This is a genomic window from Mycobacterium sp. URHB0021 (genome assembly GCF_054057895.1).
On record NZ_JBSRZT010000002.1, the window covers coordinates 6,773,942 to 6,799,743 of the forward strand.

22 protein-coding genes and 1 pseudogene are annotated in these 25,802 nt (G+C 66.1%); 5 read left to right on the forward strand and 18 right to left on the reverse strand.

Features of this window, described 5'->3' with window-relative positions:
* Positions 1 to 4: 4 nt before the first annotated feature.
* Positions 5 to 310, reverse strand: coding sequence for a 30S ribosomal protein S10 (gene rpsJ / locus ACVWWN_RS35455; protein WP_003883485.1), 306 nt, complete (start codon positions 308 to 310; stop codon positions 5 to 7).
* Between the two features lie 628 nt (positions 311 to 938).
* Here rpsJ and ACVWWN_RS35460 point away from each other — a divergent pair.
* Positions 939 to 1,415, forward strand: a complete 477-nt coding sequence (locus tag ACVWWN_RS35460) for a hotdog fold domain-containing protein (protein ID WP_457148021.1) — start codon at positions 939 to 941, stop codon at positions 1,413 to 1,415.
* Positions 1,416 to 1,526: 111 nt separating this feature from the next.
* On the opposite strand, the gene ACVWWN_RS35465 is transcribed toward ACVWWN_RS35460, so the two are convergent.
* The 7 genes from ACVWWN_RS35465 to ACVWWN_RS35495 form a co-directional block, all read right to left on the reverse strand.
* Positions 1,527 to 3,107, reverse strand: a complete 1,581-nt coding sequence (locus ACVWWN_RS35465) for a peptide ligase PGM1-related protein (protein ID WP_457148022.1) — start codon at positions 3,105 to 3,107, stop codon at positions 1,527 to 1,529.
* A gap of 8 nt (positions 3,108 to 3,115) precedes the next feature.
* Positions 3,116 to 4,231, reverse strand: a complete 1,116-nt coding sequence (locus tag ACVWWN_RS35470; protein WP_457148023.1) for an adenylate/guanylate cyclase domain-containing protein — start codon at positions 4,229 to 4,231, stop codon at positions 3,116 to 3,118.
* Between the two features lie 31 nt (positions 4,232 to 4,262).
* Entirely contained in the window at positions 4,263 to 5,981 is a 1,719-nt protein-coding gene (locus tag ACVWWN_RS35475; RefSeq protein ID WP_457148024.1) for an ATP-binding protein, read from the reverse strand.
* A gap of 79 nt (positions 5,982 to 6,060) precedes the next feature.
* Positions 6,061 to 8,256, reverse strand: a complete 2,196-nt coding sequence (locus ACVWWN_RS35480) for a tetratricopeptide repeat protein (protein WP_457148025.1) — start codon at positions 8,254 to 8,256, stop codon at positions 6,061 to 6,063.
* On the reverse strand, positions 8,256 to 9,266 hold the full coding sequence (locus ACVWWN_RS35485) for a glutamate ABC transporter substrate-binding protein (protein ID WP_457148026.1): 1,011 nt from the start codon (positions 9,264 to 9,266) through the stop codon (positions 8,256 to 8,258). Before ACVWWN_RS35485 ends, ACVWWN_RS35480 begins: the two co-directional genes overlap by 1 nt.
* On the reverse strand, positions 9,239 to 10,525 hold the full coding sequence (locus ACVWWN_RS35490; RefSeq protein WP_457148027.1) for a hypothetical protein: 1,287 nt from the start codon (positions 10,523 to 10,525) through the stop codon (positions 9,239 to 9,241). Before ACVWWN_RS35490 ends, ACVWWN_RS35485 begins: the two co-directional genes overlap by 28 nt.
* A gap of 151 nt (positions 10,526 to 10,676) precedes the next feature.
* Positions 10,677 to 12,296 carry a carboxylesterase/lipase family protein gene (locus ACVWWN_RS35495; RefSeq protein WP_457148028.1) on the reverse strand — a complete coding sequence of 540 codons (1,620 nt, stop codon included), beginning with the start codon at positions 12,294 to 12,296 and terminating at the stop codon, positions 10,677 to 10,679.
* A 119-nt stretch (positions 12,297 to 12,415) separates the two neighbouring features.
* On the opposite strand from ACVWWN_RS35495, the gene ACVWWN_RS35500 reads away from it, so the two are divergent.
* Complete coding sequence (locus ACVWWN_RS35500; RefSeq protein WP_457148029.1) at positions 12,416 to 13,666, forward strand: cytochrome P450; 1,251 nt, start codon at positions 12,416 to 12,418, stop codon at positions 13,664 to 13,666.
* On the opposite strand, the gene ACVWWN_RS35505 is transcribed toward ACVWWN_RS35500, so the two are convergent.
* The 8 genes from ACVWWN_RS35505 to mftA all read right to left on the reverse strand — a co-directional run bounded on the left by ACVWWN_RS35505 (position 13,604) and on the right by mftA (position 21,317).
* On the reverse strand, positions 13,604 to 14,293 hold the full coding sequence (locus ACVWWN_RS35505) for a TetR/AcrR family transcriptional regulator (RefSeq protein WP_457148030.1): 690 nt from the start codon (positions 14,291 to 14,293) through the stop codon (positions 13,604 to 13,606). The two genes, ACVWWN_RS35500 and ACVWWN_RS35505, sit on opposite strands and share 63 nt — an antisense overlap.
* 440 nt (positions 14,294 to 14,733) lie before the next feature.
* A complete protein-coding gene (mftG, locus tag ACVWWN_RS35510; protein ID WP_457149403.1) occupies positions 14,734 to 16,164 on the reverse strand; it encodes a mycofactocin dehydrogenase MftG in 1,431 nt (476 codons plus the stop codon).
* Positions 16,165 to 16,199: 35 nt separating this feature from the next.
* A complete protein-coding gene (gene mftF, locus ACVWWN_RS35515; RefSeq protein WP_457148031.1) occupies positions 16,200 to 17,612 on the reverse strand; it encodes a mycofactocin biosynthesis glycosyltransferase MftF in 1,413 nt (470 codons plus the stop codon).
* A complete protein-coding gene (gene mftE / locus ACVWWN_RS35520) occupies positions 17,609 to 18,352 on the reverse strand; it encodes a mycofactocin biosynthesis peptidyl-dipeptidase MftE (protein ID WP_457149404.1) in 744 nt (247 codons plus the stop codon). The genes mftF and mftE overlap by 4 nt, the downstream gene beginning before the upstream one ends.
* Positions 18,353 to 18,478: 126 nt before the next feature.
* Positions 18,479 to 19,672: a pre-mycofactocin synthase MftD gene (gene mftD / locus ACVWWN_RS35525; protein WP_457148032.1), complete on the reverse strand. Its 1,194-nt coding sequence runs from the start codon at positions 19,670 to 19,672 to the stop codon at positions 18,479 to 18,481.
* A gap of 5 nt (positions 19,673 to 19,677) precedes the next feature.
* Positions 19,678 to 20,892, reverse strand: coding sequence for a mycofactocin radical SAM maturase (mftC, locus tag ACVWWN_RS35530; RefSeq protein ID WP_457149405.1), 1,215 nt, complete (start codon positions 20,890 to 20,892; stop codon positions 19,678 to 19,680).
* Between the two features lie 26 nt (positions 20,893 to 20,918).
* The gene (gene mftB, locus ACVWWN_RS35535) at positions 20,919 to 21,218 is read right to left on the reverse strand and encodes a mycofactocin biosynthesis chaperone MftB (RefSeq protein ID WP_457148033.1); all 300 of its coding nucleotides are present in this window, start codon (positions 21,216 to 21,218) and stop codon (positions 20,919 to 20,921) included.
* Positions 21,219 to 21,221: 3 nt separating this feature from the next.
* A complete protein-coding gene (gene mftA, locus ACVWWN_RS35540) occupies positions 21,222 to 21,317 on the reverse strand; it encodes a mycofactocin precursor MftA (RefSeq protein WP_457148034.1) in 96 nt (31 codons plus the stop codon).
* A gap of 93 nt (positions 21,318 to 21,410) precedes the next feature.
* Here mftA and mftR point away from each other — a divergent pair, with 93 nt between their 5' ends.
* From mftR to ACVWWN_RS35555, 3 genes are all read left to right on the forward strand, one after another.
* A complete protein-coding gene (mftR, locus tag ACVWWN_RS35545; RefSeq protein WP_457148035.1) occupies positions 21,411 to 22,025 on the forward strand; it encodes a mycofactocin system transcriptional regulator in 615 nt (204 codons plus the stop codon).
* A 74-nt stretch (positions 22,026 to 22,099) separates the two neighbouring features.
* On the forward strand, positions 22,100 to 22,624 hold the full coding sequence (locus ACVWWN_RS35550) for an RNA polymerase sigma factor (protein ID WP_457148036.1): 525 nt from the start codon (positions 22,100 to 22,102) through the stop codon (positions 22,622 to 22,624).
* Entirely contained in the window at positions 22,621 to 23,916 is a 1,296-nt protein-coding gene (locus tag ACVWWN_RS35555) for a VOC family protein (RefSeq protein ID WP_457148037.1), read from the forward strand. Before ACVWWN_RS35550 ends, ACVWWN_RS35555 begins: the two co-directional genes overlap by 4 nt.
* Before the next feature lie 121 nt (positions 23,917 to 24,037).
* Here the strand turns inward: ACVWWN_RS35555 and ACVWWN_RS35560 are convergent.
* Both ACVWWN_RS35560 and ACVWWN_RS35565 read right to left on the reverse strand, forming a co-directional pair.
* Positions 24,038 to 25,214: pseudogene (locus ACVWWN_RS35560) on the reverse strand (NAD(P)/FAD-dependent oxidoreductase).
* Between the two features lie 58 nt (positions 25,215 to 25,272).
* Positions 25,273 to 25,719, reverse strand: a complete 447-nt coding sequence (locus ACVWWN_RS35565) for an Lrp/AsnC family transcriptional regulator (protein ID WP_457148038.1) — start codon at positions 25,717 to 25,719, stop codon at positions 25,273 to 25,275.
* Between the last annotated feature and the right edge of the window lie 83 nt (positions 25,720 to 25,802).

Sequence of the window (25,802 nt, forward strand, 5' to 3'; positions counted from 1 at the left end):
TCTCCTACTGGATGTTGACGTCGACGCTCGCCGGCAGATCGATGCGCATCAAAGCGTCAACGGTCTTCGGCGTCGGGTCGAGGATGTCGATCAGTCGCTTGTGCGTGCGCATCTCGAAGTGCTCCCGCGAGTCCTTGTACTTATGCGGAGACCGGATGACGCAGTACACGTTCTTTTCGGTCGGCAGCGGCACCGGGCCGACCACGCTGGCGCCCGTCCTGGTGACCGTCTCTACGATCTTGCGCGCCGAGGCGTCAATCGCCTCGTGGTCGTAGGCCTTGAGCCTGATGCGGATCTTCTGTCCCGCCACGCTTCTCCTACCTCACTACTAACGGGCCCAATGCTTGGGCCTGGTCTTCGTGCGCACAGTCCGGATTTCCCGGGCCGCGCGCTGGCTGTGCCGCCGCTGTTTACCTGTCTGTGGTTCACCGGTCCCCGCGGTCGGGTGTGTCGCCCCACGCGCACTCTCCCGCGGCGACAAATCGTCACGATCGAGATGGGGACCGGATGCGCCCGTATGGGCGCCGGTCGTATGCCCTGTGCCGGATGGGCTACAAAAGGCACCGTTCCGGCTCAGGGCAACCCGAACAGTATGCCCTAGAAAACGGCCCGCTCCAAATCCCTGGCTACGCGAAACCGACTCCGCGGCCCGGCGGGCCGCAGCGGCGTTCGTACTGCACAGCAGCGTACGCCGAAGCGGCGCCGGCCCCCACCGCGAATGGAGCGTTCATGACACGGTTCCGGGTAGCACGATCTCGACATGGGCGTGCCGCAGGTGCATTCCCGAGGCTCGAACTCAACTGTCGTAAATCTCCTCGATTCGGACGCCGGTGGACGCCTTACCCGAAGTTTTGGCCCGACCGTTGGTTCATCCGGGATCCGGAAAGACCCCATACGCTCGAGCGGCGTCTCCTTACTCCAGAGTAAGGTTGCTCGCCATGGCGGGCCCGACGACGACATTCCGGATGTGGAAACGCCTCGCCGGGCGCCCTGGCGGAACCCGGTTGTTCTCCGCCGCGGCGATGGTGCGAGTGCCGTACTTCGCATCGATCCTCCCGCACGTCGTGACGATGGAGCCCGGCTTCGCCGAGGTCACCGTGCCGAAGTGGTACTTCGTCCACAACCACCTGCACACCGTGCACGCGATCGCGTCCTGCAACGCGGCCGAGATGGCGATGGGAATGCTGATGGAGGCGACCGTGCCGACCAGCCACCGCTGGATTCCCAAAGCGATGAATGTTCAGTATCTGCAGAAGGCGACGACGTCGCTGCGGGCGCAGGCCCGACTGGAACCGCCCGACTTCTCCTCGATCGCCGAAGGCATCGATCTCGTCGTACCCGTCAGCATCGTCGACCGTGATGGCACCGAAGTCGTGCACGCCGACATCACCACCTGGGTGACGCCGGCGGGCTGAGCGCGCGAACCTGCGCCGAGACTGCGGTGAGATCGCGATTCGGTCGAGATCGGTGATCTGACCGCAGTCTCGAGGGTTAAGAAGTCCTGATTGCGGTAGTTGATCCCGGCCTCACACCAGCAAGCCTTCCTCCAGAGCCAGGTCCGCTTCCTGAAGCACCACGGACTGCGCCTTCTCGTAGATCCGCCAGGCGTCTTCGGGCGTGTCTCCGACCGCGGTCAGGCCCACCCGACCGCATTCGGTGAGACAGCTGATCATGTGAAGCACCACTCCGGTCCGTCGAGCCTGGTCGAAATGCAGACCGTGGCGCACAACGACGTCGAACAGCTCCGGCACGGTCAGTGTCTTGAGCCGTTCGTCCTCGAAGTGGTCGGTCGCGACCAGATACTTGCGGCTGCCACTGGGAGTCAGGAAGATCCCGCGCTCACCGTCGTACGTGCCGTCGGTGAGGAATTGCAGGGTGAGGAACGGATGGGTGGTGCCACCCTTGCGGAGGTTCAACTCGATCGCGTAGGGCGTCCACGCGCCGGTGTCACCTTGCACCACAACGAAATCCACCGCGAACCTGCCGAGCGCGCCGAGCTCTGCGAGCCGTCTTCCGATCACCATCGCGGGCTCTGCGATCGCCGCGGCGTAGTCGGGATTGGCCGGGAACACGCAGCCGAGATACTTCTGACCGCTCGCTCCGCCGAGTACCTGGTCGTGGGTGGACAAGAGCTCGACAGTGCCGTCCGGCAGCGCGCGCATCTGGACACTGGGACTTGTCAGCGTTTCTCCGATGATCCGCTCCTCGACGATGCCGCCGTTTTTCTCGAACGCCTCCAGGTAAACGTCGACAGAGAGTTTCTCCGACTCTGGCTGCAATCTCAGCACGCAGTCCCTGATGGCGGTGGCCTCGTCCGGCGAGCCGGGTGCCGGTAGCTCGCTCAGGTCCATCAGAGCGTTGCCCGCACCGGAAACACCTTCGTTGAGCTTCACGATCGCCTGCTCGAGCGACGGCCGCCGCACACGCATGCTCCGCACGCCGGCCACGATGTCGTCGATCGTATGGAGGTCCTCGGCGCCGACTGGGCACCGGACCCTGAGCTCTTCGAACATCCTGCGGCAGCCGGTCTTGCTACCGAGGTCCTCGAGTCGGGGATCCGCGCCGTACATCGGGATCCGCAGGCTAAGTGCGACATCCCGCTCGAGCGGTGTGGTGTTGTACGGGATCAGGTGACTGCGGCCCGGGTTGGGAATCAAGGAGCGGATCTCCCGCAGGAGCCGCGGCCGCGCCAGTAATTTCGCACTCAGTGAGACCGTTGAAGCGTCACCGACCGGGAGCAGCGTGAGCCGGGCGCGGGCATGACTGGGAATCACGCCGGGCAGCAACCCGAGGTAGTACTCGATGATCGACTCGGAAACGGGCTGCGAGGTCACATAGATCATCCGCAGGTGCGGTTGGCGGAGTAGCAGCAGCAGAAACAGCGCCCGCTCCTCCAGCGCCTGCATGACGGTGCCGCTCCCCGGGGTGGTGCGCTCGATGCTGATCGAGGGGACCACCACCACCGACTCGTCCTCCATGTCCAGCCGCATCGACTCCCAGACCGACGGCATCTTCAGCTGCAGTTCGTCGAAACACCGATAGCGCTCGTCTTCGTCTAGCTGCGACAGTTGTCGACCCTGCTGGATGGGTTCTTGTAGTTGTGTCATCTGCTCCCCTACCTGTTGTCAACGAGCGCACTGATGTTGTGAATTCGCACCGTGCGGCTGAATCCCTTGGGCGCAACGTCACCCACCATTTCGGCCACGCAGATGTGCTCGGTGGCCGCGAGCACACGGTCGGTGACCAATACCTGCCAGGGGCCGGCATCGGAGCAGAGCCGGGCCGAGAGATTGGTGACGCTGCCGATGGCGGCGTAGTCGAAGCGGCCCTCGAAGCCGATCCGGCCGAGCGTCGCAAAGTCCTGCGCGATACCGATTCCCAGCGCGAGGTCGTGGCCCCTGCGAGACCAACGCTCGGCGAGCTCGCGCACGGAGTCGCGGATGTCGATCGACATCCGGACTGCCCGCTCCGCCGCATCGTCCTGTGGCACAGGGTCGTTGAAGAATGCCATGATCCCGTCGCCGGTGAACCGCTCGAGGGTGCCCTTGTATTCGTGGACGAACGCACCGATGGCCTCGTGGTACTCGCGGAGTACGCCCATCACTTCCTCAGGCTCACTGTTGCGCGCGAAGGGGGTGAAATTCCTCAGATCGCAGAACACGACCACGATCTCGCGCCGATGGCTCTCCAGGAGCTTCTCGTCACTGACGACCAGATCGGCCAGTTGGGGCGACAGGAACCGGCGAAGACGGTTGGTGCGCTCCAACTCCTGGACCTGCTGCGCGACCCGGGTCTCGAGCTCGGTATTCCATTCGGCGAGTTCGTCGGCCTGTCGCCGGATGGTGTCGTGGAAACGTTTGACGCGCGCCAGCGACACCACCCTGGCCAGCAGCTCGCTCTTGTCGAACGGTTTGGTGATGAAGTCGTCGGCTCCCGATTCCAATGCGGCCAAACGTTGTTCGCTTCCGCTGGCGGTGATCATCACCACCGGAAGGAACTCCGTTGCCGGCGATGATCGGATCCGCCGACAGACTTCGTGGCCGTCCATGTCCGGCATCACGATGTCGAGCAGCACCAGGTCGACGTCCTCGGCCTCGAGCAGGGCGAATGCCTCAGCCCCTGACGAGGCGCGGAGAACGCAATGTCCCCGAGGCGTGAGAACTGCGTCGAGGAGTCGCAGATTGGCAGGCTGGTCGTCCACGGCCAGCACGGTCACGGGAATGTCCGTCACTGTCCCCGCCCGACCTCAAGGATTTCGCGAGTCATGACGGCTCCGCGGGGAGCGCCGCCACCCGCCGCAGCGCATCGAGCAACTCGTCGCGACTGACCGGCTTGCGCAGATAGACGTCCGCACCAAGGGCCAGGCCCTGCGGCTGGTCGTCGACGACCGAGGCGATGATCACGGGGATCCCGGCAGTGACGGGATCGGCTTTGAGCTCGGCCAGCACGTGCCAGCCGTCAAGTCGTGGCAGCTTGATGTCGAGCACGACGGCGGCCGGCAGCACGCTTCGGATGAGTTCGAGGCCTTCGACGCCGTCCCCGGCCCGTAGGGCCCGTATCGGTGAACCGTCGAGGTAGGCCGAGTCGAGGTCCAGCGACACCCGGTCATCATCGACGAGGACGACCACGGGAAGACCGTCACGCCGCGGCGACGCCGCCGCGTGCTCATGCGCCCGCTGAGCAGGGACAGCGAAGCCGAACGTGCTTCCGACCCCGGGCGTGCTCTCGAGCCACATTCGACCTCCCATCAACGTGACGATGCGTCGCGACAGCGTCAGTCCCAGACCGGTGCCCTCCTCCTTCAAGGGTCCCCGGCCGCCCTGCTGGAAGGATTCGAAGATTCGTGTCTGGTCCTCGGGAGGCACCCCAACGCCGGTGTCGGTCACGGTGACAATGAGCTCGGTCCCCTGGCGGCAGGCGGCAATGGAAACGCTGCCGCCGTCGGGGGTGAACTTGACGGCGTTGGAGACAAGGTTGAGGACCACTTGCTTGAATCTCCGCTCATCGGTCTCGACCACCCCGACGTCATCGGCGAGCTGCACCGTGATGGTGATGGCGTGCGCGGTTGCTCGCACCCGCTGCGTCGCCGTCGCCCACTCCAGGACACTGCCGACGTCGAACGTGCATGGCTCGAGCACCATTTGACCGGCTTCGACCTTGGACAGGTCCAGGATGTCGTTCAGCACCTCGAGCAGGTGGCGACCCGAGTTCAAGATGTCACGCAGGTACTCCTCCTGGCGCTCGTTGATCTCCCCGAACAGCCGATCCAGCAGCACCTCGGAGAAGCCGATCACCGCGTTCAACGGTGTCCGCAATTCGTGCGACATGCTGGCCAGAAACTCCGACTTGTGCCGGCTGGCAACCTCGAGCTGCCTGGTCTTGGTCTCGAGAGCGCGCACCAGCCGGACGTGTCGCAACACGATTGCACCCTCGACGGCGAACTCCTCGAGAAGCTCCCGTTCTCGGTCATCGAACGGCGCGACGTCGGTACGCCACAGCGACAACACGCCGACCACCTCGCCCTCCAGGATCATCGGCGTGGAAAGAAGCGTGCGGAAGCCCCCACGGCTCTGCAGGTCGGGGCGTCCGTACTCGGGGTCCTCGAGCACATCGCGAATCTGGTGGGTGCGCCTGTCCTCGGCCGAACGACCCACCGTGGACGACCGGTTCCTCGCGATCGGGTTTTCCTCCAGGTACTTGCGATACACCTCGGGGGTCTCACCGGCGACACGTGAGAGCCGGAACACGTCCGCATCGTGGTCAAGGAGGAACAACTGCGCCGCCCGCGCGCCGCACAGGCGCGAGGCTTCTTCGACGATGGCGCCGAGCACGCCCTCGGGATCGGCGCCCGAACGGCCGAGCGCCGCGAGGATCTCGCGGCTCGCTTTGGACCGATGACGGGCGTCCCGTAACTCCAACTCCTGGTGCTGCCGGGCAGACTCTCTCGAAACGCGGGACGTGCGTTCGCTCCGTTCGGTCACGGTGTCCTCCGTCCGACCCCAATCAGTGTGTGCTTCTGGGCCCGACTGCGTGGGATGTTGGTGGATCCGCGGTAACCCGTCATAGCCGTGTCCTCGGCCGAATCGCGTTCGCTTTCTCGACCATCGCGATGCGGTCCCACATCCCGGTCGTCACCCGCGCGAGATCCCGGTATGCCCGTTCCATCCCGGTCTGGATGCCGGGCTCGTCGAATGGGACACCGAGCAGATGCGTGGCAGTGCTTTGGTTTCCGGCACGGAGCCAGTCCAGCGCGGCGCTGAGCACCTTCAACCGAATCGTCGCCCGTTTTTCGGCCGACTCGAGGTTGAGCGCAGCCGTTCGCTCACCGGCATCGAGCAGCGTCTGCTCGTCCGCGTTCTCCGGTTCACGACCGTCCAGGAGGATCTCGATCGCGGTGGCGCCCGCCACCGTGAAATGCGCCGACGAGGACGGGACCTGGTCCAGCGCCGCGACGGCGTCGGTCCAGTCCCCCATACGCGCACGCAACCTCGCCAAGCCGAACGCTGCGCTGTAATAGCTGTGCTCCGTGCGCCAGACCATCTCGTAATAGCGCACCGCGTCGTCGCGTGCGCCGTGCAACTCGGCGGTGGCCGCGATCGCCAACTTGGGGGCGAGCTCACCGGGCAACATTGCCAATACCGCATCGAAATCGGCTGCGGCTTTGTCGAATTCACCCTCGAGCAATGCGCATTGTCCGCAGTACCATTTCAGCCGCCAGTCTCCGGCCATCACCGAACCCAGCTCGGTGAGCCGCTGGCGGGCGTCAGCCGCGGCACCGGTTTCCAGCGACGCGCGGACCAATCGAAGCGGTATCTCCATCGAGGCGCTGGTGCCTTGACTCGCGCCGCCCATCGCCAGGTTCACCGCCTGGTCGAGTTGGGCGGGTGGGGTACCACTGGTCGTCGCGAGCACTGCCGCACCGGGGTCCTCCGGGTCGACCACCGGGACGTGCAGTGCCGCGATCACGTCGGCCGGCCGCACCGGGACGCCTTTGCCGGCACCGAAGACGGCCCGCTGCGGGCTGAAACAGCTCGACCGCCGTGGCCGCGCGATATCGGTTTCAGCGGCGACGATTTCGTGCAGCACCCCGGTGAGCTGATCGGCCATCTCGTCCATCGACGGAAAGCGTCGTGCCGGATCCGGGTCGGTGGCGCGGACGATCGCGCGATACAACGACTCGTGCCGTGCGAATACCGGCTCGGCCGCCGGTCCCGGCAACTCCGCGCCGAAACGCCCGCGTCCTTGCGGGACATCCATCACCAGAGCAGCGAGTGTCCGCCCGACCGTGTACACCTCGGTGGCGACGGTGGGACCCGTATGAGCGATCTCGGGTGCCTGATAGCCGGGGGTGCCGTAGATCGAACTGTCCTCGTCGTCCATGTCGACCATCGCGCCGAGGTCGATGAGCTTGAGTTGTTCGTCCGACTGCATCACGTTGTCCGGCTTGAAGTCACAGTAGGCCAGTCCTTGCGAATGCAGGTAGTCGATCGCCGGCGCGATCTCGACGATGTAGGCCACCGCGTGACTCGGAGGCAGCGGGCCGGCTCTGCGGAGTTGCTTGAGCGACGTTCCGCCGACGTATTCCATGACGATGTAGCCGACGGGAACGCCTGCGGCGTCGGCATGCTCGACGAAGTTGTGGATCTTGACGATGTTCGGGTGTTCGACCTTCGCGAGGGCGCGGGCCTCGGTAGCGGCTGCATCCATGGCGTCGGCGTCGCTGGAGTTGACCAGTCCCTTGAGGACCACCCAGCGGTTGTCTACATTGCGGTCGATCGCCAGGTAGATCCAGCCGAGACCGCCGTGCGCGATGCACCCTTGGATGTCGTACTGGCCGCCCAGGAGATTGCCACGAGAAAGCTTGGGCACGAAGGAGAATCGCATGCCACACTGGGTGCAAGCCCCTTCGGTGGGTCCTGGTCGTCCGTCGCGTCCGCGCCCGACGGGCTCGTTGCATCTGTGATTGCCGCAGAACCGGTGATGCTCCGGCACCTGCGGGTCGACGAGAATCGCGGCCGCTGGATCACCCTTGGGCACCGGCGGTATCGCGACCAGCCCGGCGCCCAGGCGGCCGCGACCGGCGCCCGGCTTCGTCAACCCGATGTGGGCCGCGCGACCCGGTCCAGCGGTCGGGCTGCCGGATGCCTGCCGCGTCGGCTGAAAGCGCTCGGCGCCCTTTGCGGTTGGCGCGACGCCGCAGGCGTCGCAGTAACCGGCGGCAATGGTCCCGCCGCAACCCGGTACGCCGCACCGCATCACGGTGGTCCGTCCTCATAGCGGGGGGTGGGCGGCCCAGGAGACGGTGCCATTTCGAGCAGCCACTTGTCGTAGAGCCGTTCCCACGTGCCGTCGGCACGCATCTGGGCGAGGACTCCGTTGACGAACCGGACCAGGTCGCTGCTCTCCTTCTTCACCCCGACGCCGTAGGGTTCGCGTTCCATACTGGGACCCACCACATCGACATTCGGGTCCTGCATCTTGAGTCCCCACAGCACTGCATCGTCGGTGCTGATTGCGTCGGCCTGGCCCTGTTGCAGCATCACCAGGCAGTCGGTCCAATTACTCACCGCGAGCACCGTCGGCCTCGGGACGAGCGCTGACAACGCGGGCAGCGATGTCGTGCCCCGCACCGCGCACACCCGTTTGCCCGCAAGGTCTGCAGAGGATTCGATGCCCGAACCTTTCAGCGCGAGGATTCTCTGTTGGGCCTCGAAATATGTGGTGGAGAATGCGACGTCGTGCTTGCGGGCACAGGTGATCGAGTAGGTCCGGACCACGATGTCCACCTGACCTGTCTGCAACGCCGACTCCCGTTGGCTTGCTTCGACGACCTTCGTCTCGATGGGGGCCGGATCGCCGAAGATGGCGCGGGCGATCTCCCGGGCGACGTCGATGTCGAAGCCATCTATCTCGCCCGAGGCGGGGTTTCTGAACCCGAACAGATTCGTGTTCTGGTCGACTCCGACGATGAGCCGCCCGCGCTCGGCGATGGCCGCCATCGTCGAATCGGGCGGCATGCCGCCGGGCGGCGGCATCGGACCGGGATACAGGCTCGCTTCTTGATCGCAGTCGTCGTTCTTCGAAGCCGCCGCCCCCGGAGCCGGCGCCGACGTGACCACATCCGCACCCGACGGTTTCACGTCCACCGGCGCGACCGTGACCGCTTGCGGCGGTGTCGACGACGGTCCACATCCGGCGGCGAACGCGACTGTCAACAGGGCCGCCGCGATCCGTGCTATCACTGGAACTCCCGCAGCCGCGGCCATAACCCGGCAACGGCGGTTGTGGCGGCAACAACCATCAGCGCGAGGGTGCCTGTCGGACTCCACGACAGCCACGCGCCCGCCGCCGACACCCGGCCGCGAAGCGTGTCGTGACTGTGTTCAATGGCGTCACGCAAACCGGATTCCACGAGCGCGAACTGCGCGGTCGAAGCTTTCGGATCGGGGGCGATCGCCTGCCGGACGGCAGCGTTGTAATCACCGCTGTTGTAGTCGTCGACCTGCAGCCGGTGGCTGGCGATCCACTCGTTGACAGCGTCAGTGACCCCCGGCGGCGCGGTGCCGATCAGCGCGCGCAAGTCGCTTATGTGACCGTTGAACGACGCTTCGCTCGCGGTGGGGTCCCCGTGTGCAATCAGGGCCAGGGTCTCATCGGTCCGCGCCTGCTGGGCGTGGATACGGGCCTGGGCAAACTGACGGAACATCGTGGTGCCCTGAGCACGTGCCAGCTCGATATCGCCCGCCGCCAGCCGGGTGGCGACGACGATCCATCCGGCCACCACCAAGACCAACGCCGCAGCGATGACGAGTCCGATATTGAACTGTCGGTTGGTCCTGGCGAAGAGGATCGCCGAGCCGATGCCGATGGCCCCGAGCGACAGCCCGAGCAGCAGCAGACTGGCTCTCGGCGTCGATCCGACAATGCCCTGGTTGGCATCGACTGTGGCGAGGTTTCGGGAGTAGATCCTCTCGGCGCCAGGAAGAAGCTTCGCCTGCATCAACGTCGACGCCTCCCGCAGGTACGCCGACCCCGTCACATGCCACTGCAGGTTGTTCGCCCGTGCCGACTCGACCAGACCCGTGTAGGCAGCCAGCTGTGCCGTTGTTTCGGCCACTGCCGTCCGGGTGTCCAGGTCGGTTGATCCGGCCGTCGCATCGGCCAACGCCGATGACGCGGCGGCCAGTGCCTGCTGATAGCGCTCGCGAACCGGTGCCGTTTCCCTCGCCGAGAGGAACTCGGTGGCGGCCGCGGCGTCGGCGGCCGACAGCGCGGCGTACAGGTTCTGCGCCGAGTACGCGAACGGCTCAGAACGGTCGAGAACCGCGTCACTCTCGATGATCCGGCGATCGAGTTGGGCGCCGCACACCAGTCCGGTGAGGACGCAGAGACCTGCGACGGTGAGTGCGATCATGCCGACGAGGCCGGGCGTCGTGCGGGCGAAGCGTCGCAGCCACGCCACCGACGCACCCGCGCCGGGGGCACCTCGACCGATCACCTCAGCCTCGACAGGCGCCTGCCGCACTGGACGCGTATCCGCTCGCATCGGCCACAGCTCCCCTTCCGGACCGACTTCAGTCTGTGCCCACACACAGACCGGGACGACCGAAAACGGACAATTCGGAGTGAAACTGCGATAGGCAACCCAAGCCGGGCCGGTCAGGGCGAAGTCGCCGTCAGCCTTTCAGGCCGGCCCAGAACGGGCACTGGTGTTCTCGTTCAAAAGATGTGATGACCCGGCTGCCGTCGGGCTGCAGCGACAGCACCTTGCCCGCCGCGGGGTCGGAACCGAACTCGGGCCAGTCGGGCTGCTTTTCGGCGCGCGGCGAACCGTTTTTCACGAATGCGCTCCAGTAGTCGATCATCTGGTCGGACAGCGTTTGCTGGACCGGGTTCAGCCGCAACACACCGCCGAGATCGAAGAGGTAGCGCAACTCCAACGAGTGGCTTGCGCCCAACGGGAACGGCAGCTTGCGCAAGGGATCCGCTGCCGGCGCCCCTCGGTCGTTGAACTCATATGCATAGACGGGCTCGGCCTTGGCCAGTGAGTCAGCCATCCGATCGCTTACACAGGCGAACACCCCATCGGTGACGGCCGACGAATAGGCAACTGGCACACTGTCATAGCGCGTAAGCGGATAGTGCTCCTGCACCACGCCCGCGTCGGCGCCGAACGTCTCCGCCAGCAACTGTGGGTACTGGTCGGCGGTGTAGTGGGCGCCCAACCGGAGGTACTGCAGCGCGACGAACAACGTGAACTCGTCGTGATTGGTCCCGATCATCACCGGTACGGTGGCCGCACGTCCGTCAGCGAACATGGCAACTGGATTTGCTGGCAATACCTTGGTTCCGCTGACCGGCCCGACCAATGTGTCTCTGCCGATCGCGAAGTACCACGGCGACTTCTCCAGCTTGCCGGCCGGCAGCGCCCGCAGGCACCGCGCCGCGGACTGCGCGTCGCCGCAGCCCACTTGGGCGGCGTACGCCAGGCTGCTCTTCTCCGCGACGGGCAGCGTCGCCTGCGCCTGGCACGGGGCGCTCTGGATGATTGCCGCGCGGAACAACCCCTGCGAGTCCGGTGCCACGAGGTGGTCGCACACCGACATGCCGCCCGCCGATTCACCGGCTACGGTGACCCTGTCCGGGTCCCCGCCGAAAGCGGCGATGTTGTCCCGCACCCATCGCAAGGCCGCCTGCTGATCGCCGAGTCCGTAGTTGCCGACCTCGCCCGGCGCACCGAGGGCGGGGTGCGCCAGGAACCCCAGCGCGCCCAACCGGTAGTTCAGCGTGACGACCACGATGCCGCCGCGCTCGGCCAGCCGGTGGGAGTCGTAGGCGCCTCCGCTGCCGTTGACGTACGCGCCGCCGTGGATCCACACCATTACCGGACGTCGCTCATCACCGCTCTGGGCTACCGGCGGCGTCCACACATTGAGGGTCAGGCAGTCCTCGTCGGTCTGCCTGCCGAACTCCGGGTCCGCACCGCGGTCCTGGATGCACCGCGGCCCCAGCCGGGCAGCGTCGCGCACGCCTTCCCAGGTCGGCGCAGGGGCCGGCGGCGCAAATCGTAGAGGCCCGACGGGGGGTGCGGCATATGGGATTCCCGCGAACAGGCGATGATCCGGGGCGACGACGCCCCGCACGGTGCCGGAGGCCGTCTTGACCAGTCCCGGATCAGCCTGGACCGCCGATGCCGGAGGTTCGCCGTCGCCATGACCGCACGCCACCGCCAGCAACACGGTCGCGACGAGCGCCAGAGCCCATCTGACCCGTCGGCGATGAGATGCAGGCGGCACGACGTTAGAGCCTAGCGCCAGCCGGTCGACACATCGCTTTCCTGCGTGGCCACCATCACATAGACTGCGAACTTGACACCCGTCAAGTTTCTTCCCGCCCGGACCTGAATGGAGCCTGAATGAGCACGCCGACGATGGACGACGCCGCAAAAGTCCTGGCCGATCCGACGGCCTACGCAGACGATCGGCGTCTGCACGCGGCGTTGACCCATCTGCGGGCGAGCAACCCGGTGGCCTGGGTCGACAACGCGCCCTACCGGCCGTTCTGGGCGATCACCAAGCACGCCGACATCATGGCCATCGAGCGCGCTAATGACCTGTTCCTGTCCGGACCGCGGCCCTTGCTGGCCCCGGCGGAAGCCGACGACGTCATGAAGGCACAGCAGGAGGCCGGGATCGGTCTGCGCACCCTGGTCCACATGGACGACCCTCACCACCGCAAGGTGCGCACCATCGGTGCGGACTGGTTCCGCCCGAAGGCCATGCGCGATCTCAAGGTGCGCGTCGACGAACTGGCCAAGCGGTATGTGGACCGCATGCGCGAGGTCGGTCCCGAATGCGACTTCGTCGAAGAGGTCGCCGTGAACTTCCCTCTCTATGTGATTCTTTCGTTGATGGGTATGCCCGAGTCGGACTTCGGCCGCATGCACAAGCTCACCCAGGAGATGTTCGGCGGTGACGACGAGGAGCACCAGCGTGGCGAGACCACCGAGGACATGCTCGCGGTGCTCGCCGACTTCTTCAACTACTTCTCGGCGCTCACGGCGTCACGGCGCGAACATCCGACGGCGGACCTGGCGTCGGCGATCGCAAACGGCCGCATCGACGGCGAACCACTGACGGACATGGACACGGTGTCGTACTACGTGATCATCGCCAGCGCCGGACACGACACCACCAAGGACGCGATCTCCGGCGGACTGCACGCGCTCATCGAAAACCCCGGCGAACTGGCCCGACTGCGGCAGAACCCGGACCTGATGCCGACCGCGGTGGAGGAGATGATCCGGTGGACCACCCCGGTCAAGGAATTCATGCGCACCGCCGCCGAGGACACCACAGTGCGTGGCGTGCCCATCGCAAAAGGGCAATCGGTGTATCTCGCCTATGTGTCCGGAAACCGGGACGAGGAGGTTTTCGACGACCCGTTCCGGTTCGACGTCGGCCGTGACCCCAACAAACACCTCGCATTCGGTTATGGTGTGCATTTCTGCCTGGGTGCCGCGCTGGCCCGGATGGAGATGAACAGCCTTTACACCGAAATGCTGCCGCGCCTGGAGTCGATCGAGCTGGCCGGCGAGCCCGAACTATCCGCGACCACGTTCGTCGGTGGGTTCAAACATCTGCCGATCCGCTACTCGCTGAAGTGATTCGGCGATGAGATCCTTCGCGAAGCACTTGAGGAACCCGTCGACGGCGGCGATCGCCACGGCCCGGTAGTCGAACTCGGTCAACGTGCTGATCCTACCGAACGCCAGCGGCCCGATCAGCAGCGCGAAAGCCATGCTGCGATCGACCGGCTTGAGTTCCGCGGCGGCCTGCGGACTGTCGAAGATCAGGTTGAACGGGGCCGAGTACTGCTCAGCGATGCGTTCGCGCAGCGACCGCACTTCCGCCCCACCGGCCTTGAGGGGTCGCCCGTCGGGGACCTGATTGATGTCGGGTCCCAGCGACAGCCATGCCATCGCGGTCAGGGTCGTCGGCACCTCGGCGATCGACTCGGCCCAGGCCACGACGATGGCGGTGAGGCGCTCTTGCAGCGATCCCTCGTCCGGCGGCATCGGCGCCGGTGGTATCAGGCTCATGAAGGCCGCGGCCAAAAGGTCGTTGGCACTGGAGAAGTGGCGATAAAGAGTCGCCCGGGCCACGTTGGCGCTGCGCGTGACCGCATCGATGGTGACCGCGCCGGGTCCACCCGAGCGCAGCAGGTCCGTCGCGGCATCGAGCAGACGGGCCCGTGAACGCGCCGGTCGCGGGTCACTGGTCACGGCGGTCATCACTTTTTCAACCTCCCACGCGTCGCACAAAACTATTGGTCTCGCTACGAGACTGATGGTCTCAAAACTATCCTCGACGGACGGCGACGACGATGATCGACACCCTCGACCGGCCTGATCAGAATATCGACGCAGGCATCGCCGGCCTGTTCAAACGAGGCCGCGTCTGGTTGTTGATCGTGGCCGGCGTCGATGTGTTGCTGGTGATCACTTCGATGGTCGATACGGACGGCGGGGAGCATTGCCCGTCGGGTTGGCGATCTTCGCGCTCCGCCTTCCCGAAGGCGGAGCGCAACAAGGCAGTGAGGATCTGGGATCTGTCACTGCTCGTTCTCACGATCATCGTCTGTGCCGCCGCCGTCTTCGTGGCCGCCTGGTCGCCGGGCCGCGACGGCCGGCAGTGGCCTCTGATCCGTCGCCTCAGAAAACACCCATCGGGTTCAGACGATGAACTCCGTGGCGCGGTGACCGACCATGACGATGGTCGCGTGGGGTCCCCGGCTGGTGAGGGTCGGAAGCACCGAGCCGTCGACCACCCATAGCCCGTCCACACCGCGAACCCTGCACCGCGTATCCACCACCGCCGTCTCGTCGTCATCGGCCCCCATCCGCGCGGTTGCGGCCAGATGCTGCGATGTCGACCACGACACGGTGGCGGCTCTGGCTGTCGGACCCGCCAATTCGCGCGCCAGTTCCGTCCCCGCCCGGAGTGTCGCCACGTCGGCCGCGGCACTGTCGTAATGGTGTTCGATGATCGGGTTTTCACCAGCGTCGGCTGATCCCAGCCTGACCCGGCCTCGGGAGTGCGGCTGCGTGAGCGTGACGCCGATGTGCGGATGGTCTGTCGTATCGCGACGGCTACCACTGACCATCGCCCCGAACCCCGCTGTGTACGGCCGGATTTCCAGCCCGTCGGAAGTGGTGAGTATCGCCTCCAGCGGTGGGAGGCCGTGCGTCTCCGACCAGTCGACGGGAAACACCCATTCCGGATGGTCCATGCAGGACATGCCCACCGGAAGATCCGCCACCACCGGGACCCCGGCCGAGGCCAGCACCTCCTGAGGCCCCACACCCGACAGCATCAGTAGGTGTGCGGATCCGATTGCACCGGCCGACAACACAATTCGCTCCGCGGTCAGATCGATGAAACCGTCGGGTCCAACGCAGTCGACACCGACCGCCCGTCCTGCCGCGATCCGTATCCGATTCACCCGGGTGTTGGTCAACAAGGTGAGGTTTTCTCGCGTCATGGCCGGCTGCAGGTACGCCCCACCCGGCCCCACCCGGGTACCGCCATTGATGTTCAGCGGAACCGCACCTACACCACTTGCCGGCGGCACTCCCGTCGTCGCTCCGTTCAGATCGTCGATCCACCGATACCCGGCATCTGTCGCCGATCGCACGAACGCCGCTGTACAGCCGTCCAATTCAGCGACTCGGCGGATCAGAATGGGGCCGTTGGAACCGTGTAGTGCATTGTCGAAGTCGAGGTCGTTCTCGATGGCGCGAAAATGCGGCAGCACGTCCGCCCATGTCCACCCCGGCAGGTCCCAGCCATCGAAGTCCGAGGGCAATCCGCGACAGAAGTATCCGCCGTTCACCGCACCCGATCCCCCCACGACCGCACCCCGCATGATCTCCGCACGACGGACAGGATCGTCGGTGAGGGTCGCCGGGTACCGGCGCACGACCGAACTCGCTGCTCCGATCGGCAGGCGCAGCCCGTCGCTGATCTGCGTGCGCACCCGCGGGTCGGACGGCCCGGGGCCGGCTTCGACAACGGTGACACGGCACCCGGCGTCGGCAGAAAGTCGTTCGCTCAGAACCGATCCTGCACTGCCGGCGCCGACGATCAGTACATCGCTGTGCAGAAACCGCGGATCCGAGGAGCGAAACAAGTGCGGCGTCAGGTCCGGATCTGCGGTTTGAGCGCGCCCGCATGGCGCTCACGCACCACGCCCGTCCACAGGCCGGTCCCGTACGCGATGTCGTCCAGACGTTTGAGCATGATGTAGGTGATCAGTCCCACGCGTTTGGTGTCATCGTCAACGTTGCCGTTACGGGTGATCCAGTCCGCCACGCCATCGACGATAGCGGCCACCAGGACGACCTGCCGGCAGCGTCGCGACAGCACCGCCGTGATCAGAGCGATCGGCCAGTAGTGCCGGCAGATCGCCGACGCCAGCTGCAGGGCCGCCGACCACAGACCGTGCGCGGCAACGACCGCGACCTCCTTGGGTTCGGTCTCGACCGTGCTCAGTGAATTGGCGATCCGGCGGCCGGTGATCGCGGCAACGACCATCGATGCCAGATAGCCGATGCCCGAACCCATCGCCATCAGGATCCAGACCACCAACGTCCACCCCGAGATCACCAGCGGAGCGGTCTTGCCGGGATGCCGGACCGTCAACGGTGCTGCGGATTCGCCGTAGAAACTCTTGCGAACGAACCAATCTCGCAGTTGAGTGCGGTGGTCGTGGGCAACAAGGGCAACCGGTTCGTAGCGCAACCGGGCGCCCATTTCGATGAACCTCCAGCAGAGGTCGACATCCTCGCCGGACTTCAGCGTCTCGTCGAAGCCCCCCACTTCCTTCAGCATGGTGCGCCGGCAGATGATCGCGGCACTGGGTACGTAGGACACCGTCCCGTACGGCACGACGGGCGCCTCGCGCAGACCCAGGTCGAGTGACGACCGAACCGCCTCGTACCGGGCCACCAAATTGTCGGCCTGTCGCAGGCCGACGATGCGCGGCGCGACCAGTGCTACAGCGGGGTCGCAGAAATGGCCCAGCAGTGCCTCCAGCCATCCGCGGCGGGGCACCACATCGGAGTCCAGGAACGCCACGAAATCGGTATTGCAGGCGGTCAGACCGGTGTTGCGCGCAGCGGCCGGACCCTTGCTCCTGGCGAGTCGGAGCACTTGGACGTCGCAGTGCAGGCCGGAGAAGTCATGCTGTTGCACCGGAACCGCCGAACCGTCGTCGACGATGATGACTCGCATTCCCCGCAGTGCCGCGAGCAGTCGAAGAAGACCGGAAACGTTGTCGCGCACCGGAATAACCACCGTCACATCGCGATGCGAAGGACCGGTGGCCGGCCGGGGATGCGCGACCGTCGCGTCGAGCAGCGTACGGGCGAGCTGAGCGCTGACGGCGTCGTGGACTTCCAGGCGCCCATCACTGAGCATGGTCTGCGCGGCCGGCGCCAGACGCAGCAGTCGGGTGGGTGACCCGCCGAGCAACGCCGAGCCCTCGCCGAGCACCTTCACTCGGCGATCTACTTGTACGGCGAATCCGTCCGGCAGCCGCGGTCCCGTCATGTCAACTTCCCGTCACGGTCGGGTACCCACCGTGTGATCCGCTGCAAACAGCCGTCGATCATTGCGGTAAATAACTGCCCGCCCTCTTCGGCGGTTGCCGTGGTCGGGTCACCGAGTACACCGAGCTCACTCACCGCTGCGACTCCGCCCCGGCGCATTCGGGGCATCAGCTCGGCCAGGGGTGAGCGGTTGCCGGGCAGACGCTCATCCAGCCAGACATCCTGTGGCGAAATATGTAGCAATACAGACGTTTCGGTGTGGCCGGCGTGCGCGTCGGCGTTGGCGACCGTGCAGGAGCACCAGCCGACATCCCGGCCCTCGTGTCTAAGCAAAGCCGACGCAGCGGCGAGCGCTTCGACGTTTCCGCCGTGTCCATTGAGGAAGACGAGGCGCGATGCCCATCGCGCCGCCGACCGACCATACTCCATCAGCAAAAGTTCAAGTGCCGACGTGCCGATGGAGACGGTACCTGCGAAACCTTCATGCTCACCGCTCGCGCCATACCCGATAGACGGCGCCAGCAGCCAGTTGCATTCAACTTCATCGTTGAGCCGGGCGGCAACCGCACGGCCGACGGCGGTGGCGATGCGGGTGTCGGTGTCCAGCGGCAGGTGTGGTCCGTGCTGCTCGGTGGAACCGACGGGGACGACCAACGCGGGCGACGTGCTGTGCAGCTGTCTCGACGTTGAGTTCCCGAGCTCGCTGGGGAAGGCCACCCGCCGATGGTAGGCCCAATTCACCTGGCGTGCGCCAATTGTTGGCGCATGCGCAGCGATTGATTTGCCCGGCTTTTTCGCGACGGGGCCGCGCGTGTTCACGTCCACCCCCTCCGCCACGCCTGTACCAGGCCGTTCGCGACTCTCCCGTCAGGCGCCGGGCCCGCCAGGCACGCCGAGGTCCCTGGTGAATCCCGGCGGTACGAGCACGTCTCCGGCAACCAGATCGTGAATCGATGCGCGACCAAGTCCCATCAGAGCCGAGTCGACGCCTCCGCGCAAGACGTCGAGCACATTCTCGACGCCGGCTTGACCGTTGGCCGCCAGCCCCCACAGGTAGGCACGGCCGATCATGACGGCCCGCGCGCCGAGCGCCAACGCCTTCACGACATCGCTGCCACGACGGATGCCGCCGTCCAACAGCACCTCGATCTCTTCGCCGACAGCCTGGGCAATGGCAGGCAGCGCCCGAATCGATGCGGGGGTGCCGTCGAGGTTGTTACCACCGTGATTGGACACCGAAATAGCCGAAACACCGGCATCCACAGCGCGTTTCGCATCGTCGACCCGCATCACACCCTTGAGCATGAACGGGCCGCCCCACAGCTCGCGCAGCCACGCGATGTCTTCCCACGTGGGCGGCGGCGTGCCCATCCACTCGCCGTAGGCGGCGAAGAACGGCGGTCCGGCCTCGCCGCGGGCCGCCTGATTGGGCACCTGCAGGTTCGGCGGATGCATGGTCTTTGCCCACTGATAGAGCCAGCGCGGCCGGGTCAGCCCCGTCGGAAGCATCCGCACCGTGGTGCGCAGGTTCATCTGCTCGGGGATCTTCGGACTGCCCCAGTCGCGACCGTGTGAGAAGCTCCAGTCGGTGGTGACGATGAGGCCGACGGCACCCGCCTCCCGCGCCCGCGCCACTCGCGCGGCGATGGCATCCCGGCCGCCGAGCCAATACACCTGGAAAAAGAGTTTCGGGTTGGCCGCGATGACCTCTTCGATCGGCTTGCTCGCGAACGATGACAGCCCCATGGCCGTGCCGCGCGCCGCCGCCGCGCGCGCAACGGCGAGCTCACCGTCGGGGTGCACCGCCTGCACTCCGGTGGGCGAAATCAGCACAGGCAGCGAAATATCCTGCCCCATAACGGTTGTCGCCAGATCACGCTTTTCCAGCGCGCCGATGACGTGGGGAGCGAATCCCAGCTCGGCGAACGCGTCGACGTTGTCGGCTACCGTGACGCCCCTCTCGCTGGCGGCCAGCAGTGCAGAGTAGACCGGCTTCGGCAGCCGCTTCTTCGCCAGCTGTTGGGCGAACGCCACTGTCTCGAACCATGTGTCGCGTGCCATGACTGTTACACCGGATTTTCGTTGCAGAGCCGGGCGGGAGCCGACCCGGCGGCGACGTCAGACGCAGGTCGGCGTGTCAGTAATGTCAGCGGAATCGGCCCTTGCCTGGTACCGCGGGAGTGGTCGCCGCTCGGCGTGGGTTTAATCCGCTCGAGCGCGAGAGCCGGAGCGCCGTAACCCTCCACGCACTCCGGGTCCGGCCCGTCGAGCGGCAGGCCGGTGAAGAACTTGGCGGCCATGCAGCCACCACGGCAGCTGTCATAGTGCCCGCAGCTACCGCAGGCGCCCGCCGACTGCGGCTCACGCAACTCGCGGAACAACGGCGCGTTCTTCCAAACGCTTTGAAAACCAGTCCCGTTACCGTTGTCGGACAGAATGTTTCCTGCGAGAAAGCGGTCGTGGATGGCGAACGGGCAGGCGTACACATCGCCCACCGGATCGATCAGGCACACCACACGGCCTGCGCCGCACAAGTTGAGTCCGGCGAGTGCACCGGGTTCGCCGAGTCCGGACAGGTGGAAGAACGAGTCGCCGGTCAACACACCGTCGCCCTTGGCGACCAACCAGTCATAGAGCCGCACCTGCTGCGCGGCGGTGGGGTGCAGTTCGTCCCACACGTCGGCGCCGCGTCCGGACGGCCGCAGCCGGGTGATCCTCAGGGTTGCGCCGTAACGCGCTGCCAGGGAGGCGAACTCGTCGAGCTGGTCGATATTGTGACGCGTCGCGACAACCGAGATCTTGGCGTCGGTGAAGCCGGCGTCGGCCAGGTTCTCCAGCGCGCGCATTGCCATGGGGAACGAACCTTGGCCGCGCACAGCATCGTTCACCTCTGCGGTGGCGCCGTCGAGGGAGATCTGCACGTCGACGTAGTCACTGGCGGCCAGTTTCGCCGCCACCTCCGCAGTGATGCGCACCCCATTGGTGGAGAACTTCACCCCGACGTGATGTTCGGTCGCGTAGTCGACCAGCTCCCAGAAGTCGGGGCGCACCGTCGGCTCGCCGCCGCCGATGTTCACATAGAACACCTGCATGCGTTCGAGTTCGTCGATGATGTCCTTGCACTGCTGCGTCGACAGCTCGCGCGGGTCGCGTTTACCCGACGACGACAGGCAGTGCACGCATGCCAGGTTGCACGCGTAGGTCAGCTCCCAGGTGAGGCAGATCGGCGCGTCGAGGCCGTGCTCGAACTGCTCGACCAATCGGGGCACCGGTTGCGCCACCGGCGCGAGCGCCGAATCTGATGGGGTCATTCGTTTTCTCCCGCGACGAGCATCTTGGACCGGGCGAGCACGCCCAGCGCGTGCAGGTACGGCGCCTGTTGCGCATCGTCGATCCCCGCGGCCCGACATGCCGACCGCGCGTCGGGATGATCACCCAGCGAGTTCACCACCTCGACGATGGTCCGGTTCTTGAGGAACGACAGCTTGCGGGTGCCGAAGTGGTACAGCAGCGCACCGAATGGCTCGGGTCGCACGGCGACCTGGCGGTGCAGCCGCCAGCTGAGGCCCGGGTCGAACGTCACCGGCTCCCCGGCAGGCGCGGTCATGCGTCAGTAAACCCCGCACATCCCGTCGATCGACACTTCTTCGACCAGGGTCTCGGTGACGAGTTCGGCTTCGGTTTCGGCCTGCTGATTCGGTTCCATCAAGTGCACCTTTCTGCTGCCGGGTCTCGACATAATGTGATCGAGATCGCAAGAATATGGCATCGGGTGCCTAAATGGAAGGGGTCGAGTCGCATGAGTCCGGTTTCCCAGCACCGGGTGGGCCGACGACGCTCGACGACCTGGGACCACATCAGCTCCGTTGCGATCGATCTGTTCGCGGCTCGCGGGTTCGACGAGGTGAGTGTGGACGATGTCGCCGAGGCCGCCGGCATCTCCCGCCGCACCCTCTTCCGCTATTACCCGTCGAAGAACGCCCTGCCGTGGGGCGATTTCGACGCCCACCTCGATCACCTTCGCGAGCTGCTGGCCGACCTGGATCCCGACGTCGAGATCGGCGATGCACTGCGCACGGCGTTGTTGGCGTTCAACACCTTCGACGAAGCTGAGACGGCCCGGCACCGGCAACGGATGCGGGTGATCCTGGAGACCGAGGCGCTGCAGGCGTACTCGATGACGATGTATGCGGGATGGCGCGCCGTCGTCGCCGAGTTCGTCGAGACACGACTCGGCGTGACGCCCGGCGACCTCGCGCCGCAGACGGTGGCCTGGACGATGCTCGGGGTGGCACTCTCGGCGTACGAACACTGGCTGGCCGACGAGTCGGTGTCACTGGCCGATGCGCTCGGCGACGCCTTCGACACGGTGCGGGCCGGCCTGGATGGATTGGACCGCCGCCACCAAATCTGACACTCCCGGCGGCTGATTGGAGAAATCTCGAGATCGTGCGTCGGAGATCGAGGTCGAACGACGACGATAAGAGTGTGAGCGCCCAACCGGATGGCACGGAGGCTCCGCGGACACTGCTGGCGCTGTACGACGAGGCGCTGCCGAACGTCTACGGATACTTCGTTCGGCGCTGCGCAGACCGCGGCACCGCCGAGGATTTGACGTCGGAAACCTTTCTGGCGGCAATGGACACCGCCCGCAAGAATGCCACGGCGCCGATCAGCGTGCCGTGGCTGCTCGGGATCGCCCGGCACAAGCTCGCCGACCACTACCGGCGCGGCAGTGATCGGTTCAGCGTGCCGGTCGCGGACCTTCCCGAGCCCGTCCACCCGGACGACGACTGGGACGCCGAGTTGGATCGCATCGTCGCCGAAGCGGTCCTGGCCAGACTGTCCGAGCCGCACCGCACCGTGCTGGCGCTGCGCTATATGGACGACTGCTCCGTGCCCGAGTGCGCCGAGCTGATCGGCCGCACCGTGCACGCGACCGAGGCACTTCTCGTGCGGGCCCGTCGGGCCTTCAGATCGCACTACCCGGAACCGGAAGGAGGAATGTCATGAACGGCCAGGACCCCCTGTCGGTGCTGCATGGTGACGAGCTTCCGGTTCAACCCGATGAGGGATTCGCCGCCCGGCTGCGGTCGCGCCTCGCGAATGCGCTGAATCTCTTTGAGGATCAACCAAATCGAACACAAGGAGTTGTCATGAGTGGCACCGACACCGCCATCGCCGAACTCAACGAAACGCCCGCAGAGCCGGCCGCCGCACCCCCTCGGGCCGCCGCGCTGCCGTACCTGACGGTGGCCAACGCACGCGAGGCGATCACGTGGTACGTCGAGGCCTTCGGCGCCTCGGTGGTCGGAGAACCGTTCGAGATGGACGACGGCCGCATCGGGCATGCCGAGCTGGCGATCGACGCCGGTGTGCTGTACCTGGCCGACGAATATCCCGAGATCGGACTGCGGGCACCTGCTCCACAGGCGACTTCGGTGAGTCTCATGTTGCATGTGCGCGACACCGACGAGACGCTGGAGCGCGCCAGGGAACACGGCGCCCTGGTGCAGCGAGAGCCCTACGAGAACTACGGAGCCCGAAGCGCGGCGATCGTCGACCCGTTCGGGCATCGGTGGATGCTCACCGGTCCGGTCACCGGCGCCGTGACACCTATCCAGCACGGCGACGTCGGCTACCTCTCGGTGTGGACCCCGGATGCCGACCGGGCCGCGGCGTTCTACGGCCACGTCCTCGGCTGGACGGTTGACCCGGGGACCCACGAAGTGACCAACACCAGAGCACACATCGGGATCTTCAGCGTGCCCGGCAGGCGCACGTTGTTCTGCTGCTACGCGGTAGCCGACCTGGCGGGTGCCCGGCAGTCGATCCTCGACGGAGGCGGCACCGTCGACGACGTACAGCAGTTTGATTTCGGCACCGTGCTTGGTGCTACCGATCCGCAGGGCACCGAGTTCGCCGTATTCGAACCCGTCGCCGGTGAACCGAGGCCGGAACTCAACGGCTCTGGACCGGGCGAACTTTCGTATATCACCTACGAGGTGCCCGACTCCACGTCGTTCAAGGCGTTCTACAGCCGGGTGCTGTTCTGGACGTTCGAACCGGGTCGGATCGAGGACGGCTGGCAGGTGGAACAGACCCATCCGATGGCGGGGGTCGCCGGTGGTAGCGGTCAGCAGGTGACCGTCCCGATGTGGACCGTCACGGACGTCGATGCGGCAGTGGCCCGCGTGCGGGAAGCAGGCGGCACGATTATCGACGAGCCGGCCCAGCAGCCGTACGGCAGGACCGCGCAGTGCACCGACGACCAGGGCAGCCGCTTCTATCTCGGTGAGTTCTAGTCCGCTTGTGCAGCAATAGGCGCCGGCGCGTTCGTGTTTCCCGAGGCGCGCGCCGGACGAGTGATGTTCTTGCACAAATGCTTCGACGCGGCCCATCGCTGTGCAGATGCCGCGTCGCGGGTTATCCGAGGACGTCGGCGATGGGAGCGCCCGAGGCGATCTTGGACCGGGTCTTCATCACTTTGCCGGGCATCCCACCGCCGACCACGCCGGCCACCACACCGTCGCGCTCGTAGTACGCCAGGAACTTGCGGCCGTCGTCCTCGACGATGTGCACGATGTCGGTGGCCTCGGGTTCGCCCAGGCACTGGATCTTGACGTCGTACTGGTCGCTCCAGAAGTACGGCACCGAGGCGGCGCCCGACGCGTCCTGGCCGATCAGGGCGGGCACCAGTGCCCGCGCCTGGTCGGCCACATTGCTCCAATGTTCGACGCGGACCTGATGTCCCAGGGTGTGGCGCCAGGACGCCACGTCGCCGATCGCCCAGACATGCGGCGCACTGGTGCGTCCCGCCTCGTCGCAGACGATGCCGTTGTCCACGTCGATGCCGGTGCCCTCGAGCCAGTCCGTCGCCGGGCGCGAGCCGATACCGACCACCACCAGATCGGCGTCGAGTTCGGTGCCGTCGCTCAGCACCACCCGGCGGACGCGTTGATCGCCGGACACCTCGGCCACCCCGATGCCGCAGCGCACGTCGACACCCTCGGCCCGGTGCAGCCGGGCAACCAATGCGCCGATCTGCTCGCCGAGCACGGATGCCAGCGGCGTCGGCTGCGGCTCGACCAACACCACGTCCATGCCGAGTCCGCGGAGGCTGGCCGCGACCTCGCAGCCGATGAACCCGGCACCGACGATGACCGCGCGCCGGGCGGAGCCGGCCTCCTCGCGCAGTTTCAGGCATTCGTCGAAGGACCGCAGCACGTGGATGCCGTCGAGATCCGGAAGTGACGGAATGCGCCGGGGCACCAGGCCGGTCGCGATGATCACATCGTCGTAGGCAATCTCGCCACCGTTCGCCAGCTTCACCATCTGCGCCGCCACATCGATCGCCCGCACCGCGTTGCCGAGCAGGACGGTGATGTCGTTCTCGGCGTAGAACTCAGCCGGCTTGAGCGTGACGTCATCGGTCTCGGCGCGCAGCACCTCCTTCGACAACGGCGGCCGATCGTAGGGCAGGTGCTCCTCATCGCTGACGATGGTGACCGGGGCCCCCGTACTCGGAACGGCGCAGCTGTTCGGCAGTGCGCGCGGCCGCCAGACCTCCGCCCACGATGACAATGCCCCCGGGTGTGCTCACGTCGGAGTTCTACACGATGCGGGTGGCGATTTGTACGCAACCCTGCGCTTTGCCGCCCTCACGGCAACGCCCGTTCGATGATGTTCGAGAGCACGACGATGCTTTCGCTGCGTTCGATGTCGGCCGTGGACCGGATCCGTTCCAGCGCCTCTTCGAGATGGCGCATGTCGCGGGCGAGCACGTGCAGGATCGCGTCCGACGTGCCGGTGACGGTCGCCGCGCTGACCACCTCCGGAATGTCGACCCAGGCGGCTCTCAGGTCGTCGGGGGCGATGGTGCCGTGGCAGAACACCTGAACATAGGCCTCAGTGGTCCACCCGAGTGCGTTGCGGTCGACGACGGTGGTGAAGCCGCGAATCACCCCGTTGTCGAGCATCCGGTCCACGCGCCGCTTGACCGCCGGAGGCGACAGGTTCACCCGCGCGCCGATCTCGGCAAAGGTGGCCCGCGCATGCACCGCCAGCTCGGCCAGAATCCGTTCGTCGGTCTCGTCCAGGCGGTCCATGATCAAACACGCTCCGTTTCACGCAATGAACCTTCGCCATCACAGCGCTTACACAACAGATTGCTCCTGTATACGCAATAACT